The organism is Clostridium fungisolvens (genome assembly GCF_014193895.1).
In the GTDB taxonomy this organism is placed as follows: domain Bacteria; phylum Bacillota; class Clostridia; order Clostridiales; family Clostridiaceae; genus Clostridium_AR; species Clostridium_AR fungisolvens.
Genome location: NZ_BLZR01000001.1, coordinates 3,518,171 through 3,534,058, shown reverse-complemented (window position 1 = coordinate 3,534,058; position 15,888 = coordinate 3,518,171). Strand labels below are relative to the sequence as shown.

The following is a 15,888-nucleotide window of genomic DNA, read 5'->3' as shown; positions in this document are numbered from 1 at the left end:
GTGAATATAAGTGGAATTAATAATGTACTCGATTTAATGCAGGTTAGTCCAAGCAATCAAAGTAACCAAGCTGTAAATAATAAAAATTATAGTGATCAAAGCGATTCAAAGTTTTCATCAATTTTATCTAAAACAGCAGCAAATAAGACTGATGTAAATAGTAAGGATTTAGATGAAAAATCAGATGGTAGCAAACTAGACAATACATTATCACAGCTTAAACAAATTAAGGAACAGTTGGACAACAAGGGAGATAGTCTACAAAAACAAGTATCTGAGATTTTTCCAGAGCAGAAACCTGAAGTAATAGATTCAATAGTTGATTCTATAAAGCAGATTATTAAAGAAGTCTCTGAAGGAGATAAAGATATAAATAATTTTCTAGGGGCAACTGTTAATACTACACAAGATAAAGCCGAGGTAGATAATAGTAATTTCCAAGGAAATAATCAATCTGATAAAGATAAGACAGGGAATGATGTAGATAAACTTGTTGCAATTTTAGCTATGTTCTTGATGGGAAATAATACTCAGGTAAATAATGAAACCACAACTGCAGATGCGAATAATAAAAGTTCTGATGCTGAAGTTGTATCATCAATAAAAGAAGCAGTGAGCAATACAAAGCTTATAGATTTAACTGTTAAGGATTTTGCGAGTAACAATAGTCAAAATATTGATTCTTCAGCAAGTGCACAGACAAAATCATCAAACATAGTTACAGAAATAATGAATCTATTGGGAAAAGTTGATGATTCACAAACTCAAGGGCCTTTGCAATTAGATAACAAAACTAAGGAAAACTTACAAAATTTAATTGAAACTGTTGTAAATGACAAACCACAAGATGATAAGTCATTAAAATCAACTGTAGATACAAAAGATATTAAACAAGTTATTCTTGAATTAATTAATATAAAAAATAATGTAAAGGAAAGTGATTTACAGCAAGATGGTACTAATAAAGAAAAAACATCTGCAAATGTAAATAACTTGTATGTAGCTGCTAATAGATTCAGAACAAATGAAAATAATGTATCTGTTGATAATTCAACAAAGAAGATAACTTCTGATTCTATTGACGGTGATAAATTACTTAAATCTATTATTGGTGATAAGGATAGCAATGTGCAGAGTAAGTTTTCGATGATGGTTGATCAGATGAAAAATAATACTCAAGCTGTTGCAACTCCAAATGAACAACCTGTTATTAATAGAAATACGATGATAAATGATATAGTTAAATCAATTAAGTACATGGAAAAGTTAGATGTAAAAGAATTAACTTTAAAAACTAACCCAGGAAACTTAGGAGAAATAACTATAAAACTAACTTTAGATACAAATAGCATGAAAGCTACATTAACAGCCAACACAAAAGAAGCATTTAGTCTTTTGAATGATAATCTGAAGGAACTACAAAAGAGTTTAAGCTCTAACGGGATAAAGATACCAGAAGTTGCTATAGAGCTTAGAAATGATAATTACAATAATCCTAACAGAGATCCAAACTCTCAAGCAGCAAACTTTGGATTTGGCAGTGAACAAAAAGAAAATAGAAATCAAGGAAATGGCAATAGAGGCAATAGTAATTTATCAGAAGATGATATAAGTATTGAGGATAATAATAGACAAGCTACCATAAATAATAATCTTAATTATTTAGTATAGGAGGTGTTATAATGGCAACAGATATAAATTCAACAAGCTATGTTCAAAATTATGATGGGTCAAGAGCTACTTCAAGAGGTACAACAATAATACAACCTGGTAAGGATATGGACAAGAATTCGTTTTTAAAGATTTTATCTGCAGAGTTGTCAAACCAAGATCCAGATAACGCAAAGGACAGTACACAGTACATATCACAGATGGCACAATTCACTTCAATGGAACAAATGGCAAACTTAAATACTACAATGAGTTCTTTTGCATCTAACTCACTAGTAGGTAAAGGTGTTACTATGAAAGACCTTGACGAAAACGGAACTCCATATACAGGAGTGGTAAAAGCTGTAAGTACCAAGAATGGTGAAACTACAATCAGTGTAGCTGTAAATGTAAATGGGCAAAATCAGTATAAAGATTTCTCTATGAGTAATATTGATTCTGTTTTGGATGTACCAGACAGTACCATAGCACCAATAACCAATATCAATGGAAATATGTCTTTCTTATCAGCTGCATCACTAATTGGTAAGCAAGCAGAATTCTCAGATAAAGATAGTGCTGGTAATGCTTACAAGGGAATTGTAAAGGGTGTTTCAAAGGAAAATGGAGTTATAAACTTATCAGTTAAGGTTGATGGATCGGATGCTCTTAAGACATTCACTTACGATAAGCTTACAAAAGTAAATGCTGTAGAATAGGGTGGTAGGTGTGAGTTATAGGATAGTAAATGGTAAACCGTATTTAGTTGGTAACCTAACTGCACCTTTAGAAAGAAAAAAAGAGAATACTGATGCTAGTAAGAAGAGCTTTAAAGATATATTAGATGAGAAAATAATCTCAAAAGAATATGGATACAAGATCTCTAATCATGCATCGGAAAGATTAAAAGATATAAATTTCTCAAAAGCAGATTACATGAAAATTCAAAGAGGATTTGATTTAGCCAAGGAGAAGGGTGCAAAGAATACGGTCATGGTATACAAGGATGTGGCTTTGATTGCCAGTGTAGAGAATAATACAATAATAACTGCGGTAGAGAAGAATAGAGCTCAGGAAAATGTATTCACTAACGTTGATAGCGTAGTGATTTTATAAACAAGAGGCTGGACCTAAGATAGGGGGCCTCACCTTGTGGAAGGATAGAAGCAAGGTATTTTAAATTAAAATTTTGGGAGGTCAATATATATGTTAAGATCAATGTATTCAGGAATTAGTGGAATGAAAGCAAACCAAACTAAGCTAGATGTTATAGGTAACAATATAGCCAATGTTGGAACAACAGCATTTAAATCTTCGACTGCAAGATTTCAGGACATGCTTAGCCAAAGTGTTAAGGATTCAATGGCGCCAAACGCAAATCAAGGTGGTGTAAACTCAGCACAGGTTGGACTTGGTGTAAAGCTTGCAAGTATAGATTCTGTAATGAAACAAGGTAACTTACAACCAACAGGAAGAGCTCTAGATATGGCAATTGACGGTGATGGATTCTTCATGGTTAGTAAAGGTAGCTCGGTTTTTGGAGATAATCAGCTTCAAGTTAACCAAAGAGCTGGAGCTCATAATATAACTGCTCAATCTTTAACTAATTCAGGTGCACAGCTTATGTACTCAAGAGATGGTGCTTTTAGCTTAGATGAACAAGGAAACTTAATAACTGCTGATGGATACAGAGTTATGGGATATTCTTTAACAAATGATGATACATCAGTAGCTGCATCTTCAGTAGCACCAAATAAGGTGAACTTAGATGGATTAGATATAAAGTTTGGACCAGGATCAGCTTTAAATGGATATAAAGTTGTGGTTGGAGAAATAGGACCTCAAACTGTAACTTCTGCTGACGTTGATAAAAGTAATAAACAAATAGTATTAAGTGGTGATTTTGCAACTGCAGGTGCCTTAACAGCTGCTCAGGTCGAATCAGCAATAAACAAAGCTCTTAATTCAGCTGGAATAGCACAAAGTGTATTTGTTGCTGGAAAGCCTGATGTGATAAATAAATTAGCTTCTGACAAGGCAGTAGGTGGATTAGATGATGCGGCACCAGGAAATGTAACAGCAGCAGGTTTAACATTCCAATTTGGAAATGGTAAAGAACTAGAAGGTTATTCAATTGAATTCGATAAGATAGGACCAGGAACAACTACAGATGCAACTATTACTAAGAACCCTAATAAGATAGTAATAAATGCTGATTTAGTAAATGGAAATGTAAGCAATACTGAATTATTAGCTGCAATAAATGATAGACTAAGTGCAGCAGGAATTAGTCAACAAGTTGAAAAGATAACTGGTTCAGTAAGTACATTATCTCAAATAAGTGCAAAAACAGATTCTTTAGGAGCAAACAAAGCTGTTCCAACACTTACAGATGACACTGGAGTTCCAATAGCTTCTTTAGGTGGATTAACATTTAACTTTGATAATGGTGGAAAATTAAATGATTATACTATAAAGTATGGTAATACCGGATCAGGTGTAACTCCATCAGTAACTATAGATAAATCAAATATGGTAGTTACGATGAACGGCGATTTATCAGTAGCTTCAAATGTGACTAATTTAGCAACATTATATAATAATGAACTAGTTAAAAATAATATAACTTCACCAAAGCTACTTTCTGTTACAGGAACCTATGATCCTTTAGCTACTCAAGTTGGAAAAATAGAAAATGGTAGTGATGACAGTAAGCCATCAGATATTACAGTTGCAAACTTAAAATTATCATTCCCAGTGGGATCAACTTATAACGGATATACTTTCCAAGTAGTTGATGTAAGAGCAAATTCAGTAACAGCTGTATGTGATCCAACACAAAAGGTTGTACAAATTTCAGGTGACTTCTTAACTCCAAATGCGGTTACTTCAACACAATTACAACAGGCTATTAAGGATGCCGTAATTGCTAATCCTCCAGCAGGAGTTACTGCAGCAAACTACGATACTACTTATAAAGTAACAGTTGGAAGCGGTACTGGAAAGACTTATTCAAACTTAGTATCAAATCAAATTTCTGGTGGTTCAGAAAAAGTGGCACCTCAAATTGCTAGTGATGTTTTAGGTTTAAGTTTTGTAGCAGGTACAGGAGCAGCATTAAATGGATATTCTGTGCAAGTAGGTAAAGTTACACAAGGAACAACCCCATCTGTAGACATAGATACTACTAATAAGAAGATAATTTTAAATGGCGACTTTGTGACACCAGGAGTTACAGTTGAGAGGTTAAATAGAGAGATACAAAATGCTTTAGAAAATGCTCAAATAGATCAGACATTATCGATTCCAACTGGGTCAACTATAAGACCATTAACTCAATCTCAATCAGTTTCAGATATTTCTGAGGGTGGTACTCCAGTTCAAAGTTTAGATGAAAACGGAGCTGTTACTTTTGTTGACGGAACTAAAACTGTTAAAGCATATGATGGTGGCTTAAAAACTTTAAGAATACCAGAAAAGGTTAAAATACCTGGAACTGATACAGAACTTAGAATAAAAAGCTATACAATTGATAAAAATGGTATAATAAACGGAGTTCTTGAAGATGGAAAAGTAGCAGCACTTGGACAAGTAGCGATGGCTGGCTTTAAGAACGCATCAGGACTTACTAAACTTGGTGGTAATCTTTATGCTCAATCAGTAAACTCTGGAGAAGCTACTATAAAGAGTGGATCAAATACTAGAGATGATGATAACAGTAAGGGATTTGGAGATGCGCTTCAAGGTATGCTTGAAATGTCAAACGTTGACCTTGCAGAACAATTTACTGATATGATAACTGCTACAAGAGCTTTCCAAGCAAGTAGTAAGATGATCAATACTGGTGATGAAATACTTCAAGATATAATCAACTTAAAGAGATAATAAAAAATATATGGGACATCTAAATGATGTCCCATACAACTAATAGGAGGCTTTAATGATTAATGTTACTGGCATGAATAATCAGGAATTTGTTTTAAATGCTGAACATATAGAAAAAATTGAAGAAGTTCCAGAAACTATAATTACACTTACAAATGGAAAGAAATACATTGTATTAGAGACTGTTGAAGAAGTAGTGGATAAAGTAATAAGATACAAGAATAAGATATTCGCTCTAAAGTAATAGGAGGTAAGCTATGAAGAAGTTTGATTCGCTTACTGTGATAGGTCTAATAGCAGGAATAATCATGTTGGCTTTTGGGATGCACAATAGTGCAGGATTTAAAATATTTTTTGATTTCCCGTCTATATTGATAGCAGTAGGGGGATCACTTTGTGCACTAATAGTAAATTATTCTTTAGATGAAATTAAGAATATTGGTAAAGTATTTATTTCAGCAACAAAGGATACTGAGATTTCAGGAAGTGAGATTGTAACTCAGTTCACCGATATATCAAAGAAAGCAAGAAGAGATGGGCTACTTTCTTTAGAAGATTATATAAGTACCATGGAAGATGAATTTCTCAAAAATGGATTAAGAATGGTTGTTGATGGAACAGAGCCAGAAATGATTAAGGAAATAATGGAATTAGAAATAGATGAAATGATAAATAGACATACTAAAGGAGCAAATATATTTAAGTCTTGGGGCAACTATGCGCCAGCTTTTGGTATGATAGGTACTTTAATTGGAATTATACAAATGCTTTCTAACTTAAATGATTCAGGTTCTTTAGCTTCAGGCATGGCAAAAGCCCTTGTAGCAACTCTTTATGGAGTTATATTAGCTAATGTAATACTTAATCCTATTGCAGCTAACTTAGGGGTTAAAAATGACAAGGAAGTTGCAATTAGAGAGATGATAGTTGAAGGTGTTCTTTCAATACAATCTGGAGTAAACCCTAGAATAATGGAGCAAAAACTTGTTAATTATCTTTCACCTAAAGAAAGATTGGAATATTTAAAAAATACAAGCAGTCTAAAAGGGGCTGTATATAATGGCTAGAAGAAGAGTACAAGAGGAGCAAGTTAAAAATGATCAATGGCTAATACCTTTCTCAAGTACTATATTGGTTCTTTTGATACTTTTTATATTATTATATTCTTTTTCAACTATGGATGAGCAAAGTTTGTCTTCAATACCAACATCGCTACAGGGGATATTAACAGGACAGGGTGCAAAGGTTAAAGCACAGAGTACTGATATTGTTGAGAATACTGCAAGCGACTTGGAAAAAAAGGCAAATATTAATGATATATATGAGAAGTCTAAAAAATATATAGAAGATAATAAACTTGGGGCATCAGTTGAATTAAAACAAGATGATAGAGGTGTTATACTACAGCTTAGGGATAGTCTGTTGTTTGAATCAGGCAAAGCTGATTTAATCCCGGATAGTAAAAGTTTGCTTGATAAAGTTGGAAATCTAATTAAAACTGTTCCCAATAATATAATTGTCGAAGGGCATACTGATAATGTGCCTATAAATACATATAGATTTCAGAGCAATTGGGATCTCTCTGCTTCGAGAGCAGTTAATGTTGTTAAATTTTTTATTGATCAAGAAAATGTTAATGCTGCTAGATTTACAGCTGCAGGATTTGGAGAATATAAACCTATAGTTGATAACTCCACAGCTGAAAATAGAGCTAAAAATAGAAGAATAAATATCTTGATAGTTGCATTAGAAAGGGAGAAGAAGTAATGGCTGAGAAGAAAGAAAAAAAAGAAAAAAAAGAAAAGGCAGAAAAAACCGGAGGGGGAAAGAGTAATCTTATCATAATAGTTTTACTTGTCTTAATCCTAGCTGGTATGGGCTTTTTTGGAGGATACTATGTTCTTTACGTAAAGGGAAAAGATAGCTCAAGTACCTCTAGTTCAAAAGTAGTTGCTAAAGTATCAGAAGCTTATTTAGAACTTGGAGAATACACTGTAAATCTTAACGATGATAAAGAAAAGCATTACCTTAAAGCGAAGGTGTCAATTGGATACGATAAAACTAATAAAAAACTTGCAACAGAATCAACTGATGATTTAATTGCGCTTCAATCAACAGCACTTGAATTTTTGCAATCAAAAAAAGCAGCTGATTTTAAATCAGAGAATTTGGAACAAGTTAAAAAAGAATTAATTGATACATTAAATAAAAGAGTTTCACAAGGTCAATTTATAGAGGCATATTTTCAAGAACTTATAGTACAGTAAGGGATGAGTAAATTATGGATTTATTTTTTTTAATTATAAAGTTAGTGTTTAGTTTTCTGTTTATATTATGTTTGGCACTAATTTCACTAAAACTTACTGGAAACAAGTATAATAGTCTTCAAAAAGGTAGATATATAAAAGTAATAGAAAAGATTCAGTTATCTAAAGAAATATCCATAGTGCTTCTTCAGATTGGTAGCAAAGGTGTTGTGATGAGTTGTTCTCAGAATAGCACAGAAAAACTAGAAGAAATTGATGAAGAGACTTTGAGAAACATATTAGAAAGTAAGGATCAGTTTCAACAGGATATGATGAAGAAGTACTCGGATATTTTCGGAAATATTAAGGTAAAAGGATTTAAAGGAAAAATAAGATGAAATTGAAAAAGAAATACATATTTATTTTAATATTAGCTTTTGTCTTAATAGGACTTACTACATATAAAGCACAAGCTGCTCCACAGGACACCCCTGTACCTAATGTTAATATTACTGTGGGAAATACAACTAACCCTAAGGATTATGTGTCAAATATAAAACTATTGGTAATGTTAACACTAATTTCAGTACTACCATCCTTTCTGATCATGATGACCAGTTTTACTAGGATTGTAGTAGTTTTCTCTTTCCTTAAAAATGCAATAGGGGCACAACAGTCTATACCTAACCAAGTTTTGATTGGGTTGGCATTATTTTTAACTATATTTATTATGCAGCCAGTGTATAATGATATTAACACCAATGCATTGCAGCCGTATATGGACAATAAAATAACACAGCAGCAGGCTATTGATGTTGGTTCAAAGCCATTAAGGCAATTCATGCTGAAACAGACAAGACAAAAAGACTTAAAGCTTTTCATTGAAGCAGCAAAATTGGATGCGACTAAAATAGATGAAAATACAGTTCCTCTATATGTTGTAATTCCGGCTTTTGCTATTAGTGAGTTAAAAACAGCTTTTCAAATTGGCTTTTTGATTTTTTTGCCTTTTTTAATAATAGATATGGTAGTTTCCAGTGTTCTAATGTCTATGGGTATGTTTATGCTACCTCCAGCTATGATTTCTCTGCCATTTAAGCTTCTTCTGTTTGTTTTGGTAGATGGATGGTACTTAATAGTGAAATCGTTAATTATGAGTTTTTCTTGAGGTGAGTTAATATGAGTGAACAATTAGTTATAGGAATAATAAAGGATGCATTAACAACCGCATTATATCTTTCAGCACCATTTTTGGTGATTTCACTAGTACTTGGTTTATTAATAAGTATTTTTCAGGCGTCTACTCAGATACAAGAGCAGACACTTACTTTTGTCCCAAAACTCATAGCAGTTGCAGCTGTTGGATTATTATTAGGTAGTTGGATGTTGACACAGCTAATGTCTTTCACTGAGCGAATATTTCAAATGATCGCTAATATAGTACATTAAAGGTGATAAACTTGATAGATACAGCGTACTTTTTAGCGATATTTTTTATCTTTCTAAGACTCGTAACATTCTTTACAGTGATACCTAATTTTTTTCCTTCAGGAACACCTGCAGCCTTTAAAATATCTTTAAATCTTATATTATCAATGATACTAGTAGGAACTATAGACATAAGTGTTATACAAAATATCCAAAGTAATTATACAATAATAATTTATGCATTTAATGAAGTTATGACAGGAATAACTTTGGGTTTCGTAACTTCAATTATATTCTATGTCATAGAAATGGCAGGAAGCCTTATGGATCAGCAGATAGGTCTTGGTATGATATCTATGTTTGATCCAAACACAAAGTCCAACTCAAGTTTATTATCTAGACTTTTATACTGGGTAGCTATACTGATTTTTTTCATAGTAGATGGACATCATATGCTGATAAAAGAACTTTCTAGTAGTTATAAGATTGTAGGTATAGGTAAAAGCATTATATTTCAAGAGAGTATTATGACCATACTTAATTCTTTTACTCAGTATTTTATAATAGGTTTGAAAATTGCAATACCAATAGTATTGATAATAATAATAACTGATTTAACTATGGGACTTATATCTAGAACAGTGCCACAGTTAAATATAATGATACTTGGAATGCCTATCAAGATGCTAGTTGGAGTAGCTTCATTTTTGATAGCACTTCCTATGATAATAAAAGCAATGATAGCAGCTTTTAGCTATCTGCCAGATGTATACCAAAATATATACAAGGCATTACCCCTAGTATTCATATTTGCTGCAGAGGACAAAACAGAAGAGGCAACTCCTAAGAAGAAATCTGAAGCTAGAAAGAAAGGTCAAATACCTCGTAGTAAGGATGTAAACCTTGCAATGACTTTAGTGGCTTGCACACTTGTAATAGCTGCTCTAGGTGGATATATAGGTGGTGATTTAAAATATAATCTTATATATTTTTTGTCAAATAACTTTCATCAAGAGATAAATATAAGTTATCTAAACGGTTTGTCTTTAATGGTGATTTATAGAATAATGAAAGATCTAATACCTATAGTTGTACCTATCATGGTAATAGGTATATTGTCATCTATTGCACAAAGTGGTTTCTTGTTTACAGCAGAGCCATTAAAACCTTCTTTAGGGAAACTTAATCCTCTAAACGGATTAAAAAATATGTTCTCTAAGAAAAATTTCGTCGACTTAGGGAAAAACTTTATAGTAGTTTGCATCTTGGCATATATTGGCTATGATTTTGTAAAGTCAAACTATATGGAGATTATAAATATAGGTAATTTCTATTTACCATCTCTTGGAGCTGAATTTAAAAGATTATTACTAAATATATTTATGAAGATTACTCTAGTCTTGGTTGTTATTGCTGCATTAGATTACTTTATGCAAAGAAGAATGTTCAATAAAGAAATGAGGATGTCAAAACAAGAGGTTAAAGAAGAATTTAAACAAATGGAAGGAGATCCTCAAATAAAATCAAAGATAAAACAACGACAAAGAGAAATGGCTACAAGAAGAATGATGCAAGCTGTCCCAGATGCTACAGTGGTTATAACAAATCCTACTCACCTGGCGATAGCAATAAAATATCAAGAAGGAAATATGGAAGCGCCTAAGGTAATTGCAAAGGGAGCAGATAATATAGCCCTTCGAATAAAAGAAATTGCTAAGGAAAATGATATTCCAATATTAGAAAATAAACCTTTAGCTAGACTTATATATGAGCAGGTTGATGTAGACAGAGAAATACCAGCTGATATGTATCAAGCAGTAGCTGAGATATTAGCGATAGTTTTTAAGATGAAGAAAAAATAGGAAAGGGATGAGATTAATTTATGGAAGGTAGCAGAAAGATAAGTTTGAAAAAGAATCTAGACGTTCTTGTTGCGTTAGGCGTAATAGGCATAATATTAATGATAATAATACCTTTCCCAGCAGGTATGCTAGATATACTAATAGCACTGAACATAACATTGTCGGTGGTTATAGCTCTTATAACTATGTTTACTACTAATGTGCTTCAACTATCAGTTTTCCCAACTTTACTGCTAGTTACAACACTTTTTAGATTAGGATTAAACATATCATCAACTAGACTTATATTAACAGGGGGATATGCTGGTCAGGTTATTGATTCTTTTGGTGAATTCGTTATTAGAGGCAACTATGTTGTAGGTATTATAATATTTTTAATTATAATGATAGTACAGTTTGTGGTAATAACAAATGGTTCTGGAAGAGTATCAGAAGTATCAGCTAGATTTACACTAGATGCATTGCCAGGTAAACAAATGAGTATCGATGCTGATTTGAATGCAGGACTTATAGATGAGATGGGTGCTAAGAAAAGAAGAGCAGACCTTCAGGCCGAAGTTGATTTCTATGGAGCCATGGATGGTGCTTCTAAGTTCGTTAAAGGAGATGCTATTGCAGCCATAATAATCACTATAATAAATATTATAGGTGGTATTATTATTGGTAGCGTTATGATGGGACTTCCAATAACAGAGTCAGCTCAAAAGTTTGTTAGGCTTTCTATAGGTGATGGGTTAGTGAGCCAGATTCCAGCGCTATTAATATCTACTGCGTCAGGTATATTAGTAACTAGATCTGGTAATGCTGAGAATTTTGGTTCAGTTGTTTCAAAGCAACTTACAGGATTCCCTATAGTTTTAGGACTTGCTTCAGTATTAATGCTATTCTTAGCATTGATCCCTCAAATGCCTAAAGTGCCTTTCCTAATAATGGCTGTAGGCTTTGGAGCAGGAGCATATGCATTATATAAAGATGAGCAAGAAAAGATTGTAAGAGAGATAGTTCAAGAGGAAGAAGCCATTGCTGAAGTAGAAAGAAAAGAGCCTGAAAATGTAATGACTCTTATACAGGTAGAGCCTATGGAAGTAGAGATAGGATATGGCCTTATACCGCTTGCAGATGAAAGTAATGGTGGAGATTTACTACAAAGAATTGCTTCAGTAAGAAGACAATGTGCTATTGAAATGGGAATAGTGGTTCAACCTATAAGAATTAGGGACAACCTTCAACTTAAAACAAATGAATATGTTATAAAGATTAGAGGAACAGTAGTAACAAGTTCAGAAATGATGCCAAACATGCTTTTATGTATGGATCCATCTGGTGAAAATGCAGATATTCCAGGTATTAGAACAATTGAGCCGACCTTTGGACTTCCAGCTATGTGGATAAATAAGGATCAAAGAGAGGAAGCTGAAATTAAGGGGTTAACAGTTGTAGATCCAACTACTGTAATGGTTACTCATTTAACTGAAACAATAAAAGCACATTCTTATGAATTATTAGGAAGACAAGAAGTTAAACTAATAGTGGATAATACTAAAGAAAAGTATAGTGCGGTTGTAGAGGAACTTATACCAGACTTAATGACAATCGGAGAACTACAAAAAGTATTACAAAGCTTATTAAGGGAGAAGGTTCCAATAAAAGATATGGTAACTATTATGGAATCTTTAGCAGATAACTCAAGAAATACGAAAGATATTGAGCTTCTCACTGAGTATGTTAGATTTGCATTATCAAGAACTATATGTAATCAGATAATTGATGAAAATAGAAGGGTATCTGTTGTAACATTGGATCCACAAATTGAGGAAGTGATAGTAAGCAATATTCAAAAGTCTATCAATGGTTCTTTCCCAGCAGTTGATCCAGATACTACTACTATAATATTTAATTCAATAAAGAATACTTTAGATTCTGTTTACTTTTTCAATAATCAAGCAGTTATTTTAGTATCACCAAATGTGAGAGCTCCTTTCAGAAAGCTAATTGAGATGGTATTTCCTCATGTTATGGTAATATCTCTAAATGAGATTCCTAATGATGTAGAGATTAGAACTGAAGGAGTAGTGACGTTTTAATGATTATTAAAAAATACATGGTTAAAAACATGAATGAGGCAATGACAAGAATCAGATATGAGCTTGGAAAAGATGCCGTTATAATAAGTCAAAGAAAAGTAAAGAAACCTGGATTCATTGGCATCTTTTCACCTAAAATGATCGAGGTAACAGCTGCGGTAGAAAATGCATCAAAAAAAGACGGAGCTGATAATAGAAAGAAAGAAGATACTTTAGAAGACTCCATTGAGAGTATAAAAAAGTTAATGAATGATCAGATATCTAGTAGTAAAAGTGGTATAAATTACAAAACAGATAGAGAAGATGATGGAAGTTCTACAGTCAGAGCGAACTCTAATAGACCGATGAATGAGACATTAAAGGATTCATATTCTCTAAATAATACTCAAGACTATATAGTAAAAGAAATGAGAGAAATGAAAAGTTTAATTTCTAAGGTTATATCTGGTGAAGATGCTAAAGAAAAGCCCTATGAAAATATCCGAAAAAGCCTTATAAATAATGATATAGAGGAAAATTTAGCGGAAACTTTAATTAAAGATATACCTTTATCTGAAGAGCATGATGAAGAGGCTTTAGAAAATGTTATAGAAAAAAGAATTAAAGTTGAGAACGTAGATTTAAAAGGACCGGTTGTATTAGTAGGGCCCACTGGTGTTGGTAAAACTACTACAATAGCAAAGCTTGCAGGGAGAATGGCATTAATTGAAAAGAAAAAAGTAGGACTTATAACAGTAGATACATATAGGATTGGTGCTGTAGATCAATTAAAGACATATGCAGAAATCATGAATTTAGAGTTTAAGGTAGTTATAACAATCAAAGAGATGGAAGATGCAGTAAACTCAATGAAAGATTGTGATGTAATACTTATAGATACTACAGGAAGAAGCAGTAAGAACTCAATGCAAATATCTGAACTAAGGGCTTTTGTACAAAAAGTCAATTCAGATAACATACATTTAGTTATAAGTGCTACTACAAAAAATCGTGATATAAAGTCAATTGTAGAGGGCTTTAAGATATTAAATTACAATCACGTGATAATAACTAAACTAGATGAGACTTCCGTTTATGGATCTATTTTAAACATATTGCAATTGGCAGATAAACCTATAAGCTTTATGACAACAGGTCAAACAGTTCCAGATGACATAACTATTTTTACAAAAGAACAGATAGCTAAGCTCATTATGGGGGAGGATAATATATGTTAGATCAAGCTGAGAGCCTTAGAAAGCTTGCGCAGAGTAGCAATCCTTCTTTAACAAAAAAAGGGAAGATAATAACTATAACCTCAGGAAAAGGTGGAGTTGGAAAAAGCAACTTTGTAGTAAATCTAGGGATTCATTTGCAAAAGATGGGTAAAAAAGTATTAATCTTCGATGCTGACATAGGAATGGCGAATGATGATGTTTTAATGGGAATCTCTTCGAGGTATAATATATTTGATGTAATAAATAATAATAAAAATTTAAATGATGTTTTAGCAACAGGACCATTCGGTATAAAACTATTACCAGGAGGCTCAGGGCTTAACAAGGTAGAAGATTTAACCGATGAAGAAAGAGAAGTGTTCTTAAGCAAAATTTCTGAGATAGAAGATTTCGATTATATATTTATGGATACTGGAGCAGGTATTAATAGAACCGTATTAGCATTTATATCTTGCTGTGATGAGCTTATCGTTATAACTACACCAGAACCTACTTCTTTGACAGATGCTTATAGTCTTCTGAAGGCCACAAGTCATTTTAAGATAAAAGATAGGGCAAATGTAGTAGTAAATAAAGCTCTTTCATATAAAGAAGGGGAAGAAACGTTTTCTAAATTTGAAAACGTAGTAAATAAGTTTTTAAGTATGAACTTAAAATACTATGGATGTGTGTTGGATGATAAGAAATTAGTTCAAGCTGTTAGAGAACAGATGCCTTTTATAGTAAGATATCCAGGCTCAGATGCTGCAGAATGTATTCAGGATATAGGAAATCATTTACTTGGATCTGCTGAAAAAGAAAATGGAACTGGAGTTCAGGGATTGTTTAAAAAGATATTTAAGATATTTTCGTAGGAGTGAATTAGATGGGCAATTTAACTTTATTAGTAAACAACAGACTAGATGTATTGTTTGAAGAAAGGATATACAGATGTCAGATTCAAGACATAGGAGAAAATTTCTTTAACATAAATTTACCTGCAAGCGAGGGTCAATACCTAACTGTTTCAAGGGGATTAGATTTAGAATTTATGAGCTTTTGTGATGATGGAGATGTTTTTAAGTTTAAATCCACAATAATTTCTAGATCACAAGAGAATAATATACCTATGTATGTTATGACTAATCCATATGACATAGTAAGAATACAAAGAAGAGATTATGTGAGAGTTAAAGTTGCTCAAATAATAAGTTATATTACTGGGGATTATACAGTAGAGGATATAGAAAAGCTTAAACTTAATACTGCAATATTGCTAGACTTAAGTGGCGGAGGAATGAGAGTTAAACTCAAGGAAAAGTTATCAAAAGGCGATAGTATTATCTCTGAACTTAAATATAGTAATCAACAAGTATTAGTAAAGGGAAATATAGTAAGGGTAGAAACTACTGAAGATAAACAATGGATCTATGGTGTGAATTTTGACAACATAGATGAAAGAACTAGAGATAAGATCATAAGAATGGTGTTTGATATAATGAGAAAACAAAGAGAATTACTCTAAGGGAGGAATTTA

Annotated in this window: 16 protein-coding genes; all 16 read left to right on the top strand. The window is 32.6% G+C overall.

All coding sequences use genetic code 11. The features are described from left to right. The gene (locus tag bsdtw1_RS15600; protein WP_183278481.1) at window positions 1–1,671 is read left to right on the top strand and encodes a flagellar hook-length control protein FliK; all 1,671 of its coding nucleotides are present in this window, start codon (window positions 1–3) and stop codon (window positions 1,669–1,671) included. 11 nt (window positions 1,672–1,682) lie between these two features. Further along, window positions 1,683–2,369: a flagellar hook capping FlgD N-terminal domain-containing protein gene (locus bsdtw1_RS15595; RefSeq protein WP_183278480.1), complete on the top strand. Its 687-nt coding sequence runs from the start codon at window positions 1,683–1,685 to the stop codon at window positions 2,367–2,369. A gap of 10 nt (window positions 2,370–2,379) precedes the next feature. Further along, complete coding sequence (locus bsdtw1_RS15590) at window positions 2,380–2,766, top strand: TIGR02530 family flagellar biosynthesis protein (protein ID WP_183278479.1); 387 nt, start codon at window positions 2,380–2,382, stop codon at window positions 2,764–2,766. Window positions 2,767–2,856: 90 nt separating this feature from the next. After that, on the top strand, window positions 2,857–5,535 hold the full coding sequence (locus bsdtw1_RS15585; RefSeq protein ID WP_183278478.1) for a flagellar hook-basal body complex protein: 2,679 nt from the start codon (window positions 2,857–2,859) through the stop codon (window positions 5,533–5,535). A 55-nt stretch (window positions 5,536–5,590) separates the two neighbouring features. Further along, window positions 5,591–5,779 carry a flagellar FlbD family protein gene (locus bsdtw1_RS15580; protein ID WP_183278477.1) on the top strand — a complete coding sequence of 63 codons (189 nt, stop codon included), beginning with the start codon at window positions 5,591–5,593 and terminating at the stop codon, window positions 5,777–5,779. 13 nt (window positions 5,780–5,792) lie between these two features. Then, window positions 5,793–6,602, top strand: a complete 810-nt coding sequence (locus tag bsdtw1_RS15575) for a motility protein A (RefSeq protein WP_183278476.1) — start codon at window positions 5,793–5,795, stop codon at window positions 6,600–6,602. Next, window positions 6,595–7,302, top strand: a complete 708-nt coding sequence (locus tag bsdtw1_RS15570; RefSeq protein ID WP_183278475.1) for an OmpA family protein — start codon at window positions 6,595–6,597, stop codon at window positions 7,300–7,302. Before bsdtw1_RS15575 ends, bsdtw1_RS15570 begins: the two co-directional genes overlap by 8 nt. Beyond that, the gene (locus bsdtw1_RS15565; RefSeq protein ID WP_183278474.1) at window positions 7,302–7,802 is read left to right on the top strand and encodes a flagellar basal body-associated FliL family protein; all 501 of its coding nucleotides are present in this window, start codon (window positions 7,302–7,304) and stop codon (window positions 7,800–7,802) included. The genes bsdtw1_RS15570 and bsdtw1_RS15565 overlap by 1 nt, the downstream gene beginning before the upstream one ends. A 14-nt stretch (window positions 7,803–7,816) precedes the next feature. After that, window positions 7,817–8,179, top strand: a complete 363-nt coding sequence (locus tag bsdtw1_RS15560; protein ID WP_183278473.1) for a flagellar biosynthetic protein FliO — start codon at window positions 7,817–7,819, stop codon at window positions 8,177–8,179. Then, a complete protein-coding gene (fliP, locus tag bsdtw1_RS15555) occupies window positions 8,176–8,949 on the top strand; it encodes a flagellar type III secretion system pore protein FliP (RefSeq protein WP_183278472.1) in 774 nt (257 codons plus the stop codon). The genes bsdtw1_RS15560 and fliP overlap by 4 nt, the downstream gene beginning before the upstream one ends. Before the next feature lie 11 nt (window positions 8,950–8,960). After that, window positions 8,961–9,230, top strand: a complete 270-nt coding sequence (gene fliQ, locus bsdtw1_RS15550) for a flagellar biosynthesis protein FliQ (RefSeq protein ID WP_183278471.1) — start codon at window positions 8,961–8,963, stop codon at window positions 9,228–9,230. Window positions 9,231–9,241: 11 nt separating this feature from the next. Continuing rightward, window positions 9,242–11,071, top strand: a complete 1,830-nt coding sequence (locus tag bsdtw1_RS15545; protein WP_183278470.1) for a fused FliR family export protein/FlhB family type III secretion system protein — start codon at window positions 9,242–9,244, stop codon at window positions 11,069–11,071. 20 nt (window positions 11,072–11,091) lie between these two features. Next, window positions 11,092–13,155, top strand: a complete 2,064-nt coding sequence (gene flhA / locus bsdtw1_RS15540; RefSeq protein WP_183278469.1) for a flagellar biosynthesis protein FlhA — start codon at window positions 11,092–11,094, stop codon at window positions 13,153–13,155. Next, the gene (flhF, locus tag bsdtw1_RS15535; protein ID WP_183278468.1) at window positions 13,155–14,372 is read left to right on the top strand and encodes a flagellar biosynthesis GTPase FlhF; all 1,218 of its coding nucleotides are present in this window, start codon (window positions 13,155–13,157) and stop codon (window positions 14,370–14,372) included. Before flhA ends, flhF begins: the two co-directional genes overlap by 1 nt. Further along, window positions 14,366–15,226 (top strand): MinD/ParA family protein, encoded by an 861-nt coding sequence (locus bsdtw1_RS15530; RefSeq protein ID WP_183278467.1) that lies wholly within the window; start codon window positions 14,366–14,368, stop codon window positions 15,224–15,226. The genes flhF and bsdtw1_RS15530 overlap by 7 nt, the downstream gene beginning before the upstream one ends. A gap of 11 nt (window positions 15,227–15,237) precedes the next feature. Then, window positions 15,238–15,876: a flagellar brake protein gene (locus bsdtw1_RS15525; protein ID WP_183278466.1), complete on the top strand. Its 639-nt coding sequence runs from the start codon at window positions 15,238–15,240 to the stop codon at window positions 15,874–15,876. Window positions 15,877–15,888: the final 12 nt, after the last annotated feature.

Bases quoted from the DNA above. Each gene is read 5' to 3' on its own strand.
- bsdtw1_RS15595 (WP_183278480.1), top strand. From the start codon at position 1,683: ATGGCAACAGATATAAATTCAACAAGCTATGTTCAAAATTATGATGGG.
- bsdtw1_RS15585 (WP_183278478.1), top strand. From the start codon at position 2,857: ATGTTAAGATCAATGTATTCAGGAATTAGTGGAATGAAAGCAAACCAA.
- bsdtw1_RS15580 (WP_183278477.1), top strand. From the start codon at position 5,591: ATGATTAATGTTACTGGCATGAATAATCAGGAATTTGTTTTAAATGCT.
- bsdtw1_RS15575 (WP_183278476.1), top strand. From the start codon at position 5,793: ATGAAGAAGTTTGATTCGCTTACTGTGATAGGTCTAATAGCAGGAATA.
- bsdtw1_RS15570 (WP_183278475.1), top strand. From the start codon at position 6,595: ATGGCTAGAAGAAGAGTACAAGAGGAGCAAGTTAAAAATGATCAATGG.
- bsdtw1_RS15565 (WP_183278474.1), top strand. From the start codon at position 7,302: ATGGCTGAGAAGAAAGAAAAAAAAGAAAAAAAAGAAAAGGCAGAAAAA.
- bsdtw1_RS15560 (WP_183278473.1), top strand. From the start codon at position 7,817: ATGGATTTATTTTTTTTAATTATAAAGTTAGTGTTTAGTTTTCTGTTT.
- fliP (WP_183278472.1), top strand. From the start codon at position 8,176: ATGAAATTGAAAAAGAAATACATATTTATTTTAATATTAGCTTTTGTC.
- fliQ (WP_183278471.1), top strand. From the start codon at position 8,961: ATGAGTGAACAATTAGTTATAGGAATAATAAAGGATGCATTAACAACC.
- flhA (WP_183278469.1), top strand. From the start codon at position 11,092: ATGGAAGGTAGCAGAAAGATAAGTTTGAAAAAGAATCTAGACGTTCTT.
- flhF (WP_183278468.1), top strand. From the start codon at position 13,155: ATGATTATTAAAAAATACATGGTTAAAAACATGAATGAGGCAATGACA.
- bsdtw1_RS15530 (WP_183278467.1), top strand. From the start codon at position 14,366: ATGTTAGATCAAGCTGAGAGCCTTAGAAAGCTTGCGCAGAGTAGCAAT.
- bsdtw1_RS15525 (WP_183278466.1), top strand. From the start codon at position 15,238: ATGGGCAATTTAACTTTATTAGTAAACAACAGACTAGATGTATTGTTT.